Below are 21,190 nucleotides of genomic sequence, written 5' to 3'. Positions count from 1 at the left end.
ATGACAAAACAACTTCTTAAGAAAAACTACCTTATCTATCTCAAACTAAAGTGCAGTCGAGAAATATTGGTCATAAAAATGAATACAAAAGTCAGATCTTCATTCCTTTTTCGAAATATTCTTTTGGGGTAATTTTATACACTTTTTTGAAACATCTAGTAAAATAAGATTGACTACTAAACCCTAACTTAAATGCTATTTCATTAAAAGTATATTCAGAAGATTTAATATACTCAACAGCTTTCTGCATTTTTACCATATTAATATATTCAGAAGTGGTCATTCCCGATAGTGTTTTAATTTTTCTATGAAGCTGACTTCTACTTATCATTAATTCTTTGATTAGAACATCAATTCCAAAATTCTCCTCCATCATTTTTTCTTCAATAGCTGATTTAACTTGATTGAGAAAAAAACTATCGAGACTACCTACTTGCAGGGATTTACCCGAAGTATAAAGGGTTCTAAAATTATTACGTAGACGTTTGCGCTCTTTTAATATACTTTCTATCCGTTTTAATAATAATTGCTTATCAAAAGGTTTTGTAATATAAGCATCAGCGCCATTATCTAGTCCTGCCATCTGACTTTCTGATGAACTTAAGGCTGTTAATAAAACTACAGGTATATGACTCGTTTCCAATTGGGATTTAATAGTAGCGCACAATTCCATTCCGTCCATACTTGGCATCATTACATCGGAGACAACCATATCTACATTCCGCTTTGATAATACCAAAAGTGCATCACTACCACTTTCAGCAGTTTCAATCTTATAATATGCTTCAAGAAACTTACACAGTAATTTATTTAAATCTTTATTATCTTCTACAATGAGTATTGTACTGCTCCTTGGTTTATCCTTAAGCTCATCCTTACTTGATAAAAATTGACGACTGTTAACTAAGACAGTTTTATCTTCATGATTATCAAATAATATTTTTTGAGCATATTGTTTTAATGGCAAAATAATTTCGAAACGAGTTCCTAGTCCAAGTGTACTACTCACCGTAATTTTACCATGATGCAACAAAACAAAATCTTTACAGATTGACAACCCAATTCCACTTCCTATATTATTCCGCTGAGAATTATTTCCCTGATCAAAACGATTAAAAATTCTTATTAAACTATCTCTATCAATACCTTTCCCATTATCTTCAACTGAAATTTTAACAAAATCTTCTGTAGATATTTTCCCAAAACTCAAACTTTCTTTATGATACGCTCCTTGTTCAGCTATAGACTTAGCAATAGTAACCGATATTTGGCCTTTGTGATCAGTAAATTTATAGGCATTAGAAAAAAGATTATAAATAACGGTATTTAGCTTTTCTTGGTCGCCATCAATCTGAAGTGTTGAAAAGGAGCTATTAAAATTATAACTAACACCTCTTTCTTTTCCTTCGAAACAAAAACTCTTTTGAATTTCTGTTATAAATGGAACAAGGTCAAAATTTGAGATCACAAGTTGCTCTTTCCCTTTTTCTAACTTTCTTAAATCTAGAATTTGATTAATCAATTGAAGCAAGCGATTGGCATTAGATTTAACAACTCCAATTTCTTCCTTCTGACCTGCTGTTAAATTACTTGCACTAACCAAATTAGTCAAGGGCCAAGTCATTAATGTTAACGGAGTTCTAAATTCATGGGATACATTAGTAAAGAATTTTAGCTTCATTTCTTGTATTTGCTGTTTATTCTCGCTCTGCTTTTTTTCATATAACAATGCACGTTTTAGGTTTAATCTTTCTGTATAAAAACGAACTATTAGGTAGAAAAACCCAATAACAACGAATAGGTAAAGAAGTATTGCATAAGTAGTTCGATACCAATAATTTTTAATCTCTATTGGTAATCTTACAGGAACTTCATTCCAAACTTTATCATTATTACATGCTTTGACCTCGAATATATACTTACCTGCCTTAATTTTATTAAATATAGCATACCCGTTGCCTTTGGCATTTACCCACTGTTTATTATGATTCAGTAGTCGGTACTTATATTGATTATTCTCTGAAAGAAAATAGTTATCAGCTGAAAAACTAATCTTAAAATTATTATCGCCTGGATTTAAAATTACTGAGGCCATTTCATTTAACCCCTGGTATTTTGGATAAATAAAGCTACTATCTGATATGGTAATAGAATTAATAATACATCTTGGTTTTTTAGCATTAAATTTAAGTTCTGAAGGTACAATTTTTGTGAAGCCATTTGTACCCCCAAAATAAAGCACTCCGTTTTTATCCTTAAAAATAGACTGCGGACAAAACAGATTACTTTGAATACCATCAGCATATAAAAAATGCCTCATCACATTTTGTTGATCACCTAAAACAAATATTCCATTATTAGTTGATAACCATATTCTTTGTTGTTCATCTTCAATTATTCCATATACATCTTTATATTCTATATTAGTAGTTTCATTATTGTTATCGAATTGCTTATTATCTGGGTGATATATCAATACTCCATTATTCTTGGTTCCAATCCATATATCCCCTGATGAATGCTCATATAAATAATACACAGAAGTCGATTTGTACTGAGCCAACAAATTATTAGCCGAAAACTGAGTGAGATTACCATTACGAAGATTTACTTTGTATAGAAAATTATATAAGGTACCAATCCAAAGGTTAGATTCTGAATCGATAAGCATCGATTGAATAGGTATTCCTGCCAATAATTTTTCTGAAGTATTGTGCAGTAAATAAGGTTTTACTGTTTTATTTTCAAAATTATAAAACAACAGCCCCTCATCTAAGCCACCTATCCACACACCTGAATCCGAAGGACATAAGGAATAAGAACTCAAAGTTGATAAATATCTCTCCTCTACTGTTCCTTCGCCAATCATTTTGAATTTCGTACTTCCTGATTTTTTATACCAAATACCTTTCTTGAAAGTTCCTACCCAAATGGTATTATACTTATCTTTACAAAGCGATTTGATATTAGCTAACTCTTCGGACTGTGAGATTTTTATAACAGAAAAATGTTCCGATTTAAGATTGTATTTATTTAAACCTCCTACCTCGCTTCCTATTAGTAAATTATCGTTATTTAACTGAACAAATGAACTTATTGTATTATTGCTAATTGAATTCCGATGCGTTTGGTGTCGAAAAGTTTTAAAATTATTATCCGAATGATGACTTAAAGCAACACCTCCAGACCATGTACCTATCCATATACCACCTTGTTTATCCTCAAATATCTCATAAATGGAATTATGCGGTAAACCCGTATATTCATCCGGTTTTAAATGAAGTATTTTGGTTCCATCATTCACAAAAAGTCCTTCATATGCACCTATCCACAACCTTCCGTAGGTATCTTTTTTGATCACTCTTATGGTACCTTTTGAGTGAGTTGTAAGTGATAATTGATTTATAAAATTTCCTTGATAATTATAAATATTGACTCCCTCACCATTCATTCCTACGTACAAATAGTTATTATCAAAAAACAAGCAATTAACCTTTCCTCTATTATCTACGAGTAACTCTAGGCTATCATTTAATATATCATAGCGAAAAACTTTTCCATATTTGGTACCTATCCATACTCTATTCTCATCATCAAGATAAATTGAACTAGGCGCTTTTATAAGATCTTTCCCAAATCGTGTCATTTTTTTCAAACCTAAATCAAGTATCCCTATATAAACTGCATCCAAAAGCAACAATTTATTATCTGATATCATAATAGTTTCCACAATAGAATCTTCTGCCAGTGTATTATCCTCGTACGTATAACTTATGTTGCTAAAACATTGCTTTTCTCTATTGAACTGACAAAGTCCATCATTGGTTGATACCCAAACATTATATTCTTTATCATCTGCATAAATATCGTTGACAAATTCGTTTGGAAGACTTAAAGAATCTCCCATTATTGGGGTAAACCATTTTATATTTTCAGAATCGTACCTAATTAATCCCTGACGTGTAGCAACCCACATATACCCTAAACAATCCTGTTTAATAGAATTTATTCCTTTTAATGCAAATCCACCAGGGGGAGAAATTTGCCGAAAATTAATTTGATCAACTTGAGCAAGAGCATACGTACTCAGACTAAGTAAGGTAAAGACTATCATTGTTTTCATAAAAACAGGAGCTATTTTTTTTTACTGAATAGTTAGTTGATAAACAAAACACATCGAAAGAACCTGAAGGTATTATTCGCTTCTCGCAATAGACATGACTTATTTATAGGTGCCATTATTTTATCTTAATACCTTCCCTTTAAATATGGTGCTAAGTTTTAATTGATTCTATTCTTAAAGTGCCATCACATCAATACTGGATTCTCTATAATGAGTAGATCTTAAGTTAAAAAAGCACAATATAAGACAGTTGGAATATTGTATAATTAAGTAAACTTATCTCTGCAAGTCGCTTAAATATACTAAAATCTATCAATTGGATTTTCACTATTGTGTACACAATGCAACAATAGTATAATGATGCAACAATAAAACCATTAATAACACAATATTGTAATACAATAGACTCAGTTAGAGCATATCTTGATTTAACATTTATAAACAAATTAAACCGTTTCTTATATGTTTAAAATTAAGATAGTACTACTCGTTATAATTCTCTATTCGTGTAATACCTCCAATCAAAATAGAGATGAATCCTTATTAGAAATTGAGACTAAGTTAAAACAGTCGGTAGAAATTTTTAACAAGGAACGCACACAAACTTTAGTATCTCCCAGATCAATTGAGAACAATAGTATTTTAATGGTACCCTCTAAAGATTGGACCAGTGGTTTTTTTCCTGGAGAGTTATGGATTATGTATGAGCTAACAGGAGATAATTATTGGAAAGAAATAGCCATAAAATACACTTTGCCCCTAGAGCAAGAGAAACTAAATGGTAAAACACACGATATGGGCTTTAAAATGTATTGTAGTTATGGTAGAGCATGGCAAAACACAAACGACCCAAAATATCGTGAAATACTTATCCAATCGGCAAAAACACTAGCCAAACGTTTTCAACCCAACATAGGATGTATCCGCTCATGGGATCACAATACAGATAAGTGGGACTACCCTGTAATTATTGACAATATGATGAATTTAGAACTGCTTTTTTGGGCAGCCAATGAAACAGGTAACAAAATGTATAGTGACATTGCCATCAGCCATGCAAAAACAACACTAAAAAATCATTTCAGAGATGATTATTCCTCATACCATGTTATTGATTACAATCCTGAAACAGGAGAAGTTCAAAACAAACATACCCACCAAGGCTATTCGCACAATAGTGCTTGGAGCAGAGGACAAGCCTGGGGATTATACGGCTACACATTAGTATACCGCGAAACTAAAGATCCAATATTTCTTCAACAAGCTATCAATATTGCCAGCTATATATTAAATCACCCAAACTTACCTAAAAACCTAATTCCTTATTGGGATTTTAATGCACCTAACATTCCTAACGAACCATATGATGTTTCTGCAGCAACCGTTATTGGATCAGCCTTATATGAGTTAAGTGAATATACCGATGAGAAAGAATACTTAGTAATAGCTAATAAAATTTTTGAGACTTTAAAGAGTCCTGAATTCTTAGCAGACCCTGCTACCAATAACGGATTTCTTTTAAAACACTCTACAGGCTCAATGCCACACAGTTCAGAAATTGATGTACCACTAATTTACGCTGACTACTATTTTTTAGAAATGATGCTCCGAAAAACAAATTTAATGAAAAATTAAACTCTCAAATTTATGAAAAAGAAACACAGATTAAAACTAATGATGACATTTGCTATGCTTATGTCAGCACTCCTTACATTTGCGCAGCAAACTACTATACAAGGAATAGTAACAGATGCGGAAGGTGCCCCGCTACCCGGTGTAACTGTATTTTTTACAGGAACTACCTCTGGAACAATTACTGATAGTAATGGTAAATACACCTTAAAGCAGGAAGAAGGAACTAATATGCTTACTTTTTCCTTTATAGGTATGGAAACACAAGAGGTTGACATTACTGGGAAAACTACAATTAACGTTGCTTTACAAAATGAATCGATAGGCTTAAACGAAGTAGTAGCAATTGGCTATGGAACAGCCAAAAAAAGCGATTTAACAGGTGCTGTAACCTCTGTAGATACGGATGATTTTGACAAAATACCGGCAACATCACCTTTACAAGCTTTACAAGGTAGAGCTTCTGGTATTAACATCACATCATCATCAGGGATGCCTGGTGCTAGCAGTGAAGTAATGATTCGTGGAACACAGTCTATTAATGGCTCTAACGCACCAATTTATGTAGTAGATGGGGTGATCACAACCACTATAGATAACTTAAACCCCAATAACATTGCATCTGTTTCAATACTTAAAGATGCATCAGCTGCTGCTATTTATGGTGCCCGAGCAGCCAATGGAGTAATTATAGTAACAACAAAAAGAGGGGCTGGCGCACAGGAACCAACCATCAATTTTAATGCCTATTACGGGGTGCAAAATGAAAGTAATTTAAAATTTGAACAATTAGGATCTGCTGATTTCTTAGAGTTGTGGACTGAATCGCATGAAAATGCCGGACTTGATATACCCTGGGATAATGAAACCCTTCAATATTACGATGGTGTTGATACAGATTGGCAAGATTTAATGAAACAAACAGGAATTATACAAAGCTATGATATATCTGTACAGGGTGGTAGCGAAAAATCCAACTACTTTCTATCGGCTGGTTACCTTGACCAAAAAGGGATGATTATTGAAACTTCATTTGAAAAATATACCATGAGTTTTAATTCTGACCATAAAATTGGTAAACGAATAAAAATAGGTAACTCACTTAATTTATACTCTACAAAAAGAGAAGGTAGTGATTATGCGTATCGCTATGCCCTTCGTAAATCGCCTATGACCAGAGCCTATGACGAAGATGGAGATTATGGTACAATTTATAATGCCAATTTAGAACACATCCATGCCAATCCTGTTTGGCTAGCTAAAAACATACAGGATGAAAGAATTGGAAGAGGACTTCAGGGAAATATTTACCTAACGCTAGATCTTCTAAAAGGGCTTTCTTTCACAGCGCGTGGTAGTATGGATTATAATACAATTTTTGATTCCTTTTTTCAATCGGGAGTACCTCCAAAATACGGATGGGAAGGAACAAATGTAAATACTGTTGAAAAAGAGTATACCGAAAAAGTTCACTGGATTGGCGACTTCATTTTAAATTACGAAACATCAATTAACGACAATCACAATATAAAAGCCTTGCTAGGTTACTCCTTAGAAGAAGATACACAAGAGACATTATTTGGCTCTCGTACAGGAACACCCAATAACGACATTCGATATTTAGGAGCAGGAGATCCTCTTAGCCAAAAAAATGACAACACTTATGTCGATTGGGCTTTTGCCTCCGTTTTTGGGAGAATTAATTACGATTTTAAAAACAAATATTTATTTTCCTTAACCGTACGTAGAGATGGAACTTCTCGCTTAGTAGGCGACAACAAATATGGTGTATTTCCCTCAGGTTCGCTTGCCTGGAGAATGAGCGAAGAGGGTTTTATGCAAGGAATAGACTGGTTAGATGACCTAAAATTACGTGCCAGCTACGGTACCCTAGGAAATATATTAAGCATAGGTGCATACGCAACATCTCCATCATTGGCAGATCGTCAGGCCGTACTTAACCAAGGTGGTGCACTGGGATATACACTAGCCAATGCCATTAACCCTGATCTTAAATGGGAATCAGCAGTTAAAAAGAACTTTGGTTTTGATGCCACCATGTTTAACAGTAAGCTATACGCTACAACCAATTTCTTTATAGAAGATACTTATGATCTATTATTCCGTGACCCATTGGCGCCATCCACAGGCTTACCGGTGAGCCCCTATATAAATGCCGGAGAAGTAAGAAACACTGGTTATGAGATCGAACTTGGATACCGCCAAAATAATGGAGACTGGTCATACGACATTAATGCCAACTTCTCAAAAGTTAAGAATGAAGTAACCGACCTTGAAGACCGTGACCTTAGAACGTCGGGTTTAGTAGAAGGTTATGAGGTTAACTCATTCTTTGGATACAAGTCTAACGGATTAATTACAGACGCAAGTCAATTAGATAAATACCAGGATGGGCCTTTTAATAAAAAGCAGATTGGCGACATTAATCTTCTTGATATAGACGGTTATGACGAAAATGGCGAACTAACGGGTGTACCCGATGGTAAAATTGATGCAGCCGATCGTACTCTAATAGGAAATAAATACCCTGATTTTACCTATGGGATGATGGGAACTGTTGGATATAAAAACTGGAGCTTACAAGTACAACTACAGGGTGTTCAAGGAATTGACTTCAGAACACGTGTTGGAGGCAACAATGATGTTGTACAGTTGATGTCATCTTGGGCACGAAACGAAGATGCTCGCGTTAAAGATCGTTATCACGAAACGGCTAATCCAAACGGGTCTTGGCCTCGTCTATCCAAGGATCAATCTGGTAGCAATGCCGAGTTTTCTGAATTCTGGCTCGAGGATGCATCATACTTTAGAATCCGCAACATAAACTTAAACTATTCTGTACCAAAAAAAGTGTGTCAAAAAGCAGGTATGAGCAGTTTAGGATTATACATAAGCGTTCAAAACTTATATACGTTCACCAACTACACCGGACCTGATGTGGATTCTTCTTCGGCTGACTCGTATAATACCATCCCTCAGCCACAAACATGGACTGTAGGACTTAGAGCTTCGTTTTAATAATTTTAAAATATAACACAATGATATATATAAAAAATAAACTTCTTTTCGCGGTATTCTTCTTAACAATTACTCTAGGAGGATGTAGCGACTTTTTAGACAGAGTACCTAAAGACTCTCCTAGTCCCGATAATTTCTTTGTTGATGAAACATCAGCACGAATGGCAGTTAACGCATGCTACCACCCATGGGTTTGGGGAGGATGGGCAATGGTTAAAAGAGATATGCATATTCTTTTAGATGCCATGACCGATGACAGCTACTGGAGACCCAATAGAGGGGCATCAATAGCACTTGAAAAATGGAATATTACTCCAACACATGCTAATGTTAGAGATTGGTGGAAATATCCATACGAATGTATTAATGCAGCCAACTTTGCCATCGAAAACATTCCATTATCATCGGATATAAACTTCACCGAAGAACAACAAATACCTTATATCGCTGAAGCGAGGTTCTTTAGGGCTTATTCATATCTCTTTCTAACAACTTTTTATGGCGATGTTCCATTACTAACCAGTGTTGCTGATAATATTGATGCGTACAATACGCCACGTTCATCCAAGGCTGATGTTTTAGAACAAGTGATAATAGACTTTAAGTATGCAATGGATAATCTTCCTGCAATACAAAAAGACCAAGGCCCTCCTAACAGCGCAGCGGCTGCAACACTATTGGCTAAAACATATTTATTTACAGAAAACTGGGCCAAAGCGGAAGAAGTAGCCGAACAAGCAATTTCTATTGCCGAAGGTGCAGGACATGGTTTAGAAGATCAATATTTAGATATTTGGGATAATGAAGACAACAAAGAAGTGCTATTTGCTTGGACATTCGTTCCTAATATCGAAGAATTTAGTCAGAACGTAACAATACAGCGCTTATGTCGTGATTTACCAGCTCCTTTAAAAGTAGGCATAGGTGGTGATGGATGGGGATATGCTCTACCTCAACGCGACTTATTTGACTCCTATGAAACAGGAGATCCTCGACGTGAGTTCACTATTTATTCGCCAGAAATGCCATATGAAATATATAATGGTGCTGAGGACTTCACTTATACCCATAAAAAAGTTGTTGCCGTTGGCGATACTGTATCATGGGAAGTTACCTACAAACCGGGTGATATGGTGGAATATGATTATCGATGGTCACCAACAGGATTAAACGTAAAAAAAATGGTACAACCTGTTAACGAATTATCGAATGTACGTTGGGATGGAATGGATATTCCTGTAGTTAGAATGGCTGAACTATACTTAATTTTGGCAGAAGCACTTGCAGAGCAAGAAAATAACGAAGCCTTAACTTGGGTAAACAAAGTACGCTCAAGAGCTTCGGTTGCAATGCCAGATAAAACATTGGCCGATGGTGATTTGGTAGAATTGGTACGTCACGAAAGACGCGTTGAGCTTGCCATGGAAGGGCTTCGTATTTACGATTTAATACGCTGGGGTAATATTAAAACTGTATTTGGAGATGGAACAAAAGTAAAACGCCATTTTTATGCCGATTTTATGGATGAAAGCACAAGCTCTAAATACGATAGCCCTATAGGAGATTTAACCTTAGATCCTTTGTTTCCACTACCACAACAAGAGTTAGATTATAACACTCAAATAAATCAAAATAATCCAGGTTGGTAATAGTTAGTTAAATGTAAGACAAAAGGACTGTCTCGTAAATTTTATATGAGGCAGTCTTCTTTCTTCAAAAAAAATTACACCCAATTATAATGTGATCTGTAGTAAATAACTAAAAAACCCAAAGTAAACCAACCCCCTTCAACATATTTACAATTAAGAACCCCATTGCAATGAGAATAAAGTTATTTCTTCCCCTATTATTGTTATGCACACTCATAACGGCACAAAACCTATCAACAAAAACCCAAAGACTCAATAGTAATTGGGAATTCATCCGTCAAGATTTAGGTGGTATTTGGGAAGCAATACGTCCGGCTAAAAACGGACAGCCCGAAACAGTTCCGTTATGGCAAAAAGTACAACTCCCCCACTGCTTTAATGCCGATGATGCTGTTGACCCAGAGGCTAATTATTACCAAGGTCCTGGTTGGTATCGTACGCAGCTCAAAGTCGATAACCCATATAAAAATGGTCGTACCTTATTGCATTTCGAAGGATCAGGTCAGAAAACAGAAGTATACATTGGACACAAGAAAGTAGCGAACCATATAGGAGGCTATGATGAATGGATTGTTGATATTACTGATTATATAGATGATGCCCTCGATCACAATGGACTTATTCCATTATCTATCCGTTGCGATAATTCGCGCGATTTAGAAATGATTCCTTCAGATTTATCAGACTTTAATGTTTATGGAGGATTATACCGATACTTAAATCTTACCTATGTGCCCGAGAACTATATCAGCATGGCACACATAACACCTAGTTTAAAAGACAAAAATACTGGCTCTGTTCAATTATCTATTCATCTAAATAATAATAATTCAGAATCCACTGCTCTTTTAGTAAGCATAAAAAACCCGGAAGGAACAATTGTTTACGAAAACAAACTTACTACCCAATCATCACAAATAGAACATGAGCTTACACTAAAACGAATTAATAAATGGTCAGATATTAATCCCGCATTGTATAGTTTAGAAATAAGCACCCTCAACAAGGGAGAATCGCAAAAGTATAGCGATAAATTCGGATTCAGATCATTCCGCTTTCAAAAAAATGGGCCTTTCTTCTTAAATGAAAAAAGACTTTTATTGCGTGGTACACATCGCCATGAAGATCATGCTGGAGTGGGTGCAGCTATGACCGAAGATATGATAAGAACAGAGATGCAGCTTATGAAAGATATGGGCGTTAACTTTATACGCTTAGGCCATTACCAACAATCGAGAATAGTTTTAAACTTATGCGATAGCTTGGGCATACTTGTATGGGAAGAAATACCTTGGTGCCGAGGAGGCTTGGGTGGAAAAAAATACCAAGACCAAGCAAAAAATATGCTCACAAATATGATAACTCAGCATCATAACCATCCTTGTGTAATAATTTGGGGACTAGGAAATGAAAACGACTGGCCTGGAGACTATCCTGATTTTGACAAAGAAAAAATTAGGGACTTTATGAAAGAACTAAATCAACTATCGCACAAGCTAGATCCTAAACGAAAAACCGCTATCCGCAGATGCGATTTTTGTAAAGACATAGTTGATGTATATTCCCCATCAATATGGGCCGGATGGTATAGAGGAAAATATATTGAATACAAAGATGTAAGCCAACAAAATATGATGCAGGTAAACCATTTTTTCCACATGGAATGGGGTGGCAGCAGCCACGCTGGACGACATGATGAAAACCCTGATAAGGGACTAGAATTTGTGCAAACCGGGCAAGGGGCTGATGAACGTTCTGGCGATGCTTCACTAGTTGGTGGTAATGCTCGGGTTTCTAAAGATGGTAATTGGTCCGAAACCTATATTTGTAATTTATTTGATTGGCATTTAAAGGAACAAAACACCATGCCTTGGCTCACAGGGACTGCCCAATGGGCCTTTAAAGATTTTTCAACCCCTGTTCGTCCTGAAAACCCAATTCCATATGTGAATCAAAAAGGTGTAATTGAACGCGACTTTACAAAAAAAGAAAGTTACTATGTATTTCAATCGCACTGGACAAAAGAACCTATGATTCATATATATGGTCACAACTGGCCTGTACGCTGGGGTGCAGAAGGCGAAAAACGATTGGTGAAAATATACTCTAATTGTAATAAGGTTGAATTATTCTTAAACGGTACGAGTTTGGGAACAAAAAAAAGAGATCGAAATATATTTCCTGCTTGTGGATTATATTGGAATGTTCCCTTTAAAAAAGGTGAAAATAAATTAGTGGCCGTATCAACTATAAAAGGTAAAAAATACAAAGATGAAATTGACTTAATATATCAAACAGAAAAATGGGGAGATGTAGCCAAATTAGAAGCCACCGAAACTATTATTGATAAAGAGTATAGCTGGCTATCGGTAAAGGCTGTTGATGAAAATAAAACGCTATGCTTAGATGCGAAGAATGTAGTAGTATTTTCGGCTATAGGCAACGCTAAATTAATTCAAAATAAAGGTACTGTGCATGGTTCAAAAAAAGTACAATTATGCAACGGGCAAGCTAAAATTAAAATCAAACGAAATAGTGCAAATTATTGCCTTTCCGTTGAATCGGATCAGCTAAATACAGTTATTATTGCACCATCCTCTAATTAGAAACATGTCACCTAATGCACATCATATAGCAAATTATTAACCTATACCGTGATCTATATAAGCAACACTAACTCCAAAACCATATTCGGAGTTAATGATATGCATGTATATTTTGTTGTATTGGTTTGCTCATAAAAAAGACGCATCATAAAATGATACGAAACAAACCTATTAAAGAATTAGGTACACGGGTCAAAAATGTGCAAGACACTAATAAAATATACTTGCACCAAAATGGCAAGCTACTTTTATCGCAAAATGAAGCCTGCACCAAAATGGCAAGGTACTTTTACCACAAAGTGAAGCCTGCACCAAAATGGCAAGATACTTTTACCACAAAGTGATGCTTGCACCAAAGTGGCAAGATACTTTTACCACAAAGTGATGCTTGCACCAAAATGGCAAGGTGCTTTTACCACAAAGTGAAACCTGCACCAAAGTGGCAAATAAAACACTACTATGCCATGACTTTAGTTAGATAATTTATATATTTATAAGCATTAACAGTAAGACATTTAAACAATTTTAAACCCATAATACCAAGCTAGCCCTTGTAGATTGATAGAATAAAGCCTAAATAATTCGCTTATAAACCTTCCTGTTAAGCTCCCATAGTTAACAGCTCAATTTATAAGCATTTCATTTCTCATCGCTCGCTTAAACTAGCATTGGTATTATTAAAACTTTAATTTAAAATGGAATACCAAATTGAAAGAGAAAGAGTAAACTACAATTCTTTAACAAACAATGCTTTTACTTCATTAGTAGCATCGGCCCTTGCCATTGCTAAGGAACAAGACCTTAGCACCCACAGCGTACTTGGCAATTGCACCCTGAGCATTGAAACCAACTTAACGGTGTTAAAACAATTGTTAAACGAAGAAACTAGCCTAAGTGCTCGCAGCGACTTTGATGCGCAACGCGATGATGATTTAAATTACCTAAACACCATGCTCGATGCCCATGCCATTAGTCGCGATGCTGGTAATAAAGCAGCGGCTACTGCTCTACTGAGTGTATATGGTAGTTTTAACAGGCAACTCAATTATTTGCCCTTAAATGAGCAAACCACGGAGCTTGATAAGGTTTTAAACTATTGGGCTACGCCAGAAAACACGGCGCACTTTAGCACACTTGGGCTAAGCGACGATTTAGAGGCCTTAAAAACATCGGCAGGAGCCTATAAGTCGTACCACTTAGAGCGCACTAACAAGGGCAACGCGCAATCGCCCAAAGTGCGTAACGTAAGAAGAATAATTGCCAAACATTTTGTAATGTATTTAGGCATTATGGAAGGCTTGGCTGTGCTAGATAGCGATACTTTGTGCTATACCATTCTGGATAGAATTAACCAATTGATAAAAGAACAGGATGCCCTTTTAAAAGCCAAGGCAACGAGAAATGCCGAAAGTGAGGCTCTTAAAAACTAGGTTTTAAATACTATAATAATTAAAACGAGCGTTATGCACAGGCCAAAACGCTCGTTTTTGATACAAAATAAGTTTGTATTTTTACTTTATTTCAGCTTCAGGGCATTATTAATTTCTTGCCAATCTATCACCTTAAAGTTTTGTGGTTTTAATTCTTCTCCATCGTAGTTATAACCATCGTGCACAATTGCAAATCCTTCAGGAAATTCGGGCAAATTAATATTAATTACCTCTAAACCATCCGTTTCTTCCACGCCATCAACAATACCATCCATCACCTTAAAAGAACCCAGGTATTTATTATCGCCCTCTCGTTCAAAAAGAGCATACGAGTAATTCCCTTGTATAGATGCTAGCAGATATCCCGTTGAATCTGTTGTTGGATATAAGGCGAGTCCTTCAATATCGGCTCTAAAAAGAGGATTCTTTTTAATGATGCTTTCTTTTAAAACGGTACCCCTAGTACCATGTTTAGGATCGGCTCCATACTTCCATATGGCACTTTTTTCTTCTCCAATATACAATACATCTTGTGCATCATCGGCAACCATACCTTCGGTTTGAGATGGCAGTTTAAATGCGCGCACTTTTTTAAAGCCAATGGTATCTGCTTCACTCCAAAAATGATATTGCTCTACCGAGCCTTGCTTACAATTTATAAAGGCATAAAAGTTATTGGTTTGCGGATTTTTATACAAACAGAATCCGTACACCTCATCGGAGAAATCGGAAACTATTTGCCCTACACTTAAGGGATGCAAAGCGCCACTTTTATCAATTTGATAGATATCTGTAGAGTGTGAACTTCTGTTACTAAAAGCTACAATATCAATTAACCCACCTTTATATGGGAATCCGTAACGTACATCTACATTATTGGCTTTGCCAAACGAGTAATAATGCAATTCCTTACCCTTAAGGGTATACACTCCTACTCCTCCTTTTTTATTAGTTCCGATAATATAAATAGAATCAGGGTGCTGCGCAGCCACATAAATAGCAGGATCGTCAGCTGAATCCTCATGAATTCCGGCAGGAACGGGGTCTGTTTCATATTTAGCTGTAACACTAGGTTTAATAAGGCTCTGATGTTTTTTTGATCCCTCGCTAACTCTCACAACAGGAGTGCAAGCATAAATAAATAGCAATATTAAGATGGATATGGCCATCCCTATTCTTATTACGTATTTTATTTGCCTCAACATATTAATCTTAATTTATTTCTGTTTATAAAAATTAAAGCTAGGATGCACGTTTTTATCTTTTTCACTTGTGGTTAAGTAACCCCCATCTGTAGTAAAACAAATTGCTTCTCCTTGCACTTCTCCAACATAGGGTACACGTAAAGGTTCAGTTTGCAAAAGGTCAACTATACTCTCACTATGGTCTCGTTCCCAATAAAAGACCGTTTCATAGGTTTTTATAAGAATTTTTGTGCCATCTTTTGAAATATCAGCCGCTGTTACTTTTTGTCCATTTATTTTAATCTTTCCAAGATACTCGGCTTCATTTTGCTCATCCTCTAAAAACGGATAGTTAATTCGATAAACCAAACAATTAGTAGCGGCTTTAGTAAATAAATAGATATGATTTGTTTCGGGCTCTACAAACATAGCCTCACAATCGTAGTTTGGGTAAGTTTCCTCAATCTCTTTACTCGGCAGGTATTGATATTTGATGGTTTTAACATCATCCAATACTACATAAAAGTCTTTATCAGCAGGAGCTTCAGGCTCTTTGAAGTAATGTATTTCGTACCAATCGCGGTTTAATGGATTATCGCCAAAGTCGCCAACATATAAAAAGTGCTCACCAGTTTGAGATGTAAAGTTTGAGATATCTTCATAATCGATACTCCAGGCCATACCTAAACGAAATCTACCGAGTTGCTCAGCTTGGCTATTATACAGGTATACAATATTAGAATGTCCCCTGTCATTATGGGTATAATAACAATCTAAATTTACTCTACCTTGTGCTAGCCCTGAAGCCTCTTCAATAGCATTAACAACTTTAATGCTTTTGCTAAATTCAAAATATGTTGTATCAACATCAAAATAGAGCGGATTATAACTTACTTCAAAAGGAATGTAATCCGCATCTTCAATCCCTTCCGTTAATTCGTGCGTATCACACGCATAAAAAAAGATGACTAATAATAAATAAAGCTGTTTCATTTTCTTGAAAAAAAAAGCGACCCATAAAAGGGCCGCTAAAATATTGTTTTTACAAATGATTAATTTGTTCCGAAAGCTCCTATATAATTTTTCGAAGCAGGAACAGAGAATGTTTTACCTGCAACATTGTGATTATAAGTAGCCGAAATACCATCTTGTCCAACACTTAAGGCAGGAGAACCTGACTTTAAGTGAAAATCAAAATTTGTCCATTGTTCAAACTTAAGCGTTTCAGTAGTTGAAACAGGCACATTTACTGAAGTACCTTCATCATCAACAGTATCCCAAGTTACTTTAAATGAGTTTACATCGTAGTTGGCAAACATAGGGTCATTATTATCTGTAATAGAGGTAGCTGCAGCCTCAGTTAATAAACCATTTGAAGGCACAAACTCTGAAACCATAATTGCATCATTACCAAAATAATATTGGTAACCATAAGCTGTATTGGCCATATCTACAGACTCATCAACTACACGGAACCCATAACGACAGTTTACAATTAGGTTGTTTTTAATTGTTCCGCGTGCAGACTCTTCAATGTTAATTGAACCTCCTCTTCCTAATGAAGAACGACGGTAACCACCATTTAAAATAGTATTGTTATACACATTCATATTGGTTTGTACTTCGCCAGCATTTTTGCTCGACCATTTTGGACCATTGGTAGCACAGTTGTAAAATAGGTTATAAGCAATATCTCCAGTAGTTCCTTTTTTGATGTTTAAAGCCTCGCCACCTGTTGAACCAATAAATGCAAAAACATTGTTGTAGAACGAAAGCTGACCACCCTCTGGACGAAAAGCATCATCGATAGTATAAGCAATAACAGAGTTATGAACAATTACTTTAGTATTTGGGTTTTCTGAGTAAAATCCGTAAGATGGATCCCCTTCGTCTAACTTAACCTCACCTCTTTGTATTGATGGATACTCATCCGTAAGCGTTGCATTACAAAACTCCATAACACAATGATCCATCACAAAATTTTCAGCAGTACTAGAACAGATAAAACCACCCCAAGCAGCTAATTTTAGAATATTATTTTCAGTTCTGTCCGCTTCTGGCACAGTAAATTTAATTGGCTTATCAGCTGTTCCAATAGCAATTAAACTCCCTTCAATATATAATTCTGGGCCTACACTTTTATCGGCCAACACTGTAACACCTTCTTCGATAGTAAGAGTTACACCTGGGTTAATTACAATGTGTCCTGCCCAATTTACTATTGAATTAGCTTTCCATGTTGTATTTTCACTAATAAGAGTATTGCCATCAATATCAATAACTAGTTGGTCTTCATCACCATCCTCATCATCAGGATTCTCAACACCGGGCTCATCTGTTTTTGGATCGTCATCATCATTACAAGAACTAAGAGATAGCGCACCAACTATAGCTGTTGCAAAAAAAAGCGTTTTGAAAAAATTAACTGTTTTCATTTTAGTTTAATTAATTGATTTTATTTAAAATTTATATTTTAATCCGATTAAAAAATTTCGTCCATACCTATCGTTCCGCACCACAAGGTTATCACCTACATTTCCTTGACTTTCGTAATCAACTTGTGTTTCTGTAATCCCTTGGTTGATATACCAAACTCGCTCGGTATCGAGCAAGTTGCGCGCCTTTAGGAAAACAACTAGACCGAAGTCAAAAGTTTTCTCTGCCGAAAAGTCTAACTGCCACATACTTTCTTGCCAATAATCTTTTTCGTAATAGGCTGTTAACTGAGCAATACGTTTACCAGTAAATACATTAGCCAACTGAAATTCGAGGCCCCTATCAGGATTTCTATACAATAATGAAATATTACCTATATGACGCGACTGCCCTTGTAATGGGCGGGTTTGCTCCACCTCTCGAGCTACGATATCCGAACTATTATCATTAACATCTTCTCGTTCGTAGATAACCTTATCCGTAGTAATACTACTTTCGGTGAATGTATAATTGGCCTTTACGCCAAATTGTCTGAAAAACTTAGTCATATCGAACTCCAGACCATAATTTGTAGCATTACCGTAATTTCCTGGTTGCAGATAGGTTGAATTTCCATCTACTACAATTCCTTCTTCTATTGGATCGTTTATATCTTTATAGAAAGCTCCTATAAAAAGATTATCCTGTGGAGAGGGGAAAAACTCAAAACGCAGATCAATATTATTAGCTAATGTTCGCTTTAAATCCGGATTTCCTCGCTCATCAAACTCACTATCGGAGTAGGCACTACCAATGTTATAAGGTACTATCTCGAAAAAGCCAGGGCGAATTACTGATCGGAAATATGAAGTACGAATATTCGTTTTATTATTAACAATGTATTTGGCGTGGAAAGAAGGTAAAAAGTCAGTATACTCCTGTTCTCCTATTGGATCTAAAGTACTAAAGTCGCCTAGATTTCTGAGTTCATAACCTTGTATGGTATGCTCAGCACGCACCCCACCTACTAATTCTATTTTTTTATCAATATCCCATTTAAACTGCGTGTAGGCTGAGCTTATTTTTTCTGAAGCATCGTAGTTTAAAGGGTTTGATGAGCTTCCTCTTGGGTTTCCTAACTCCCAAGTAATTTCGTCATATCTCCAATCTCTATCCTTGCGGGTAATAGCACTTTCATAAAACTCAGTATCGGGTTTAAAATTATACTGCACAAAGTTATTCTCACGCTCTTTGTCGCGATACATGCCTCCTAGTTTTATATTAAATTGGCTCGATAAATCAATTTGAGTATTTATATAAAAAGACAAGTCTCTATCGCTATTATCCTCCCACTGACGAGTTGGCAAATATTCGTATCGGTCAATATCATATGCCAATATATTGCCTCCCAAATGCGTAATTCTTCTTCTAAAATCGAGCTGGTCTGGTCTTATACGCTGCGCCATTGAATATACACCCGACCAATCCATCTTCCATCTAGCGGTAAGCTGATGATTTCCTTGCAAAGTTGAATTATATATCGATTGCTCCGTTGTGCGGTTACGCGTTCGATGTACTACCTCGCCTGTTTTACTTTCAAAATCGTAGTTCGTAAACAGTATCCTGTTGTTTTCACGAACCTGATCTTCTCGCTCATATATATAAGCATTGTATAAACTGATGGAGTGATTATGATTAAACTGATAATCGAGTTTATTATGAAAACCACCACGAAATAAATACGATGAATATTCACGCTCTTGCATGGTTTGTACTGCAACGGTATTATCTTCGATATTGTAGGCTCCGAGCGTGAAAAAATCGGTTTCTGAACCTCTATGTAAGGATTGCACATTACCAGCTATCACAAGCCCTAACTTATTATTAAAAAACCTATCTCCCACCGATAATCCTAAATTGTAATCTATCGGATTATAGCTTTGTGTTTGTCCGTGATTGTTATTGGTAAAATCGTTAATACTGGCACTATAACCTGCAGGATGCTTGCTATGTGGTGAGTTATAATCAGTGTTATTTTGACTGTACGATCTAAAAGGAATCCCATCCTTACTAAATAAAGTTGACATACCAACAGATGCATTTACTTTAAACATAAAATTATCTGGTGCATTTTTCATAACTAAATTCATAGCTCCACCAACTGCATCCCCTTCCATATCGGGCGTTAAGGCTTTTGTTACCTCAATACGATCCATCAATTCTGAAGGAAACATATCCAATGGCACATATCTATTTTTATTGTCTGGAGATGGAATTTTAACACCATTTACAAGAGTGTAGCTATACCTTTTGGGCATTCCCCTAACTATGGCATAACTCCCAACACCCGCATTACTCTGCTCAAGTGATACCCCTGAGATGCGTTGCATTACATCAGCTACGTTTAAATCAGGAGAAAGCTCAATTGCAGCTCCCGAAACCACATTAACAACCATAGGAGCCATTCGTTCTGTAGCACGCGCACTTGAAATGGTATTTTTAATACCACCTGCCGTTACTACTATTTCCCCCATCAACAAGTCATCCTCATCAAGCATGAAGCTGATTTCTTCATTATTGGTAAGCTTTATTGTATGTTGCTCCTGCTTACATCCAATGTACGATACCGTAAAGGTATATTCACCAGGTTCTAATCCTTTTATTATGTAGCTTCCATCAAAACCCACTACTGACCCCTCTGTTGTGCCAGAAATTACAACTGTTGCGCCAACCAAAGGCTCTTTATTATTATCAGTTACTTTACCTTTTACCTCATATTTCTCAGCAAATATATTCAGAGGAATGAGCAGCATCATAAAAATAATGCCTAATTGAGTGTTCATCATTTATCTTCGTTCATCTTAATTAACGATGGCAAATAAACGAGATGTATTGCACTTCAACTTAAAATTAACCTTATGCTACTATCATAATTAAGGTCAATTCCCTGAGTACACATATATACTTATAATAGTTTTTTAACATTAAAAAAACACTTAAGTAATCCGAATAAAGCAGGAATTGCAACAAAAAATTATTTCCACAATAGGTAAATGATAATATGGATGTATGTTATTGAAATATTGTTAACATCTAAAATCGATAAAAACAC

The 21,190-nt window shown here is 35.7% G+C and carries 10 protein-coding genes; 5 read left to right on the top strand and 5 right to left on the bottom strand.

The genetic code is table 11. The features are described from left to right. Window positions 1-91: 91 nt before the first annotated feature. The gene (locus tag QMO11_RS10595; protein WP_282037219.1) at window positions 92-4,123 is read right to left on the bottom strand and encodes a hybrid sensor histidine kinase/response regulator transcription factor; all 4,032 of its coding nucleotides are present in this window, start codon (window positions 4,121-4,123) and stop codon (window positions 92-94) included. Between the two features lie 462 nt (window positions 4,124-4,585). Between QMO11_RS10595 and QMO11_RS10590 the strand changes: the two genes are divergently transcribed. The 5 genes from QMO11_RS10590 to QMO11_RS10570 all read left to right on the top strand — a co-directional run bounded on the left by QMO11_RS10590 (window position 4,586) and on the right by QMO11_RS10570 (window position 14,479). Next, on the top strand, window positions 4,586-5,758 hold the full coding sequence (locus QMO11_RS10590) for a glycoside hydrolase family 88 protein (RefSeq protein WP_282037218.1): 1,173 nt from the start codon (window positions 4,586-4,588) through the stop codon (window positions 5,756-5,758). Window positions 5,759-5,770: 12 nt separating this feature from the next. Continuing rightward, window positions 5,771-8,794, top strand: coding sequence for a SusC/RagA family TonB-linked outer membrane protein (locus tag QMO11_RS10585; protein ID WP_282037217.1), 3,024 nt, complete (start codon window positions 5,771-5,773; stop codon window positions 8,792-8,794). Window positions 8,795-8,814: 20 nt separating this feature from the next. After that, window positions 8,815-10,443, top strand: coding sequence for a RagB/SusD family nutrient uptake outer membrane protein (locus QMO11_RS10580; RefSeq protein ID WP_282037216.1), 1,629 nt, complete (start codon window positions 8,815-8,817; stop codon window positions 10,441-10,443). Between the two features lie 170 nt (window positions 10,444-10,613). Beyond that, window positions 10,614-13,049 (top strand): glycoside hydrolase family 2 protein, encoded by a 2,436-nt coding sequence (locus QMO11_RS10575; protein ID WP_282037215.1) that lies wholly within the window; start codon window positions 10,614-10,616, stop codon window positions 13,047-13,049. A gap of 695 nt (window positions 13,050-13,744) precedes the next feature. After that, complete coding sequence (locus QMO11_RS10570; protein ID WP_282037213.1) at window positions 13,745-14,479, top strand: DUF6261 family protein; 735 nt, start codon at window positions 13,745-13,747, stop codon at window positions 14,477-14,479. Window positions 14,480-14,565: 86 nt separating this feature from the next. Here the strand turns inward: QMO11_RS10570 and QMO11_RS10565 are convergent, their stop codons facing one another. From QMO11_RS10565 to QMO11_RS10550, 4 genes are read right to left on the bottom strand one after another with little or no spacing between them, the layout of a single operon-like run. After that, window positions 14,566-15,684 carry a phytase gene (locus tag QMO11_RS10565; RefSeq protein ID WP_282037212.1) on the bottom strand — a complete coding sequence of 373 codons (1,119 nt, stop codon included), beginning with the start codon at window positions 15,682-15,684 and terminating at the stop codon, window positions 14,566-14,568. A gap of 12 nt (window positions 15,685-15,696) precedes the next feature. Beyond that, window positions 15,697-16,656, bottom strand: a complete 960-nt coding sequence (locus tag QMO11_RS10560) for a hypothetical protein (protein ID WP_282037210.1) — start codon at window positions 16,654-16,656, stop codon at window positions 15,697-15,699. A gap of 59 nt (window positions 16,657-16,715) precedes the next feature. Continuing rightward, a complete protein-coding gene (locus QMO11_RS10555) occupies window positions 16,716-18,098 on the bottom strand; it encodes a hypothetical protein (RefSeq protein ID WP_282037208.1) in 1,383 nt (460 codons plus the stop codon). A gap of 24 nt (window positions 18,099-18,122) precedes the next feature. Further along, complete coding sequence (locus QMO11_RS10550; protein ID WP_282037206.1) at window positions 18,123-20,924, bottom strand: TonB-dependent receptor; 2,802 nt, start codon at window positions 20,922-20,924, stop codon at window positions 18,123-18,125. Window positions 20,925-21,190 lie beyond the last annotated feature (266 nt).

It is taken from the genome of Saccharicrinis aurantiacus, assembly GCF_947489045.1.
Lineage (GTDB): Bacteria > Bacteroidota > Bacteroidia > Bacteroidales > Marinilabiliaceae > Saccharicrinis > Saccharicrinis aurantiacus.
Note: the sequence above shows the minus strand (reverse complement) of the source record. Positions and strands in the feature narration are given on the sequence as shown.

Coding starts and splice junctions, on each gene's coding strand:
- QMO11_RS10595 (WP_282037219.1), bottom strand. CDS start 4,123: ATGAAAACAATGATAGTCTTTACCTTACTTAGTCTGAGTACGTATGCT.
- QMO11_RS10590 (WP_282037218.1), top strand. CDS start 4,586: ATGTTTAAAATTAAGATAGTACTACTCGTTATAATTCTCTATTCGTGT.
- QMO11_RS10585 (WP_282037217.1), top strand. CDS start 5,771: ATGAAAAAGAAACACAGATTAAAACTAATGATGACATTTGCTATGCTT.
- QMO11_RS10580 (WP_282037216.1), top strand. CDS start 8,815: ATGATATATATAAAAAATAAACTTCTTTTCGCGGTATTCTTCTTAACA.
- QMO11_RS10575 (WP_282037215.1), top strand. CDS start 10,614: ATGAGAATAAAGTTATTTCTTCCCCTATTATTGTTATGCACACTCATA.
- QMO11_RS10570 (WP_282037213.1), top strand. CDS start 13,745: ATGGAATACCAAATTGAAAGAGAAAGAGTAAACTACAATTCTTTAACA.
- QMO11_RS10565 (WP_282037212.1), bottom strand. CDS start 15,684: ATGTTGAGGCAAATAAAATACGTAATAAGAATAGGGATGGCCATATCC.
- QMO11_RS10560 (WP_282037210.1), bottom strand. CDS start 16,656: ATGAAACAGCTTTATTTATTATTAGTCATCTTTTTTTATGCGTGTGAT.
- QMO11_RS10555 (WP_282037208.1), bottom strand. CDS start 18,098: ATGAAAACAGTTAATTTTTTCAAAACGCTTTTTTTTGCAACAGCTATA.
- QMO11_RS10550 (WP_282037206.1), bottom strand. CDS start 20,924: ATGATGAACACTCAATTAGGCATTATTTTTATGATGCTGCTCATTCCT.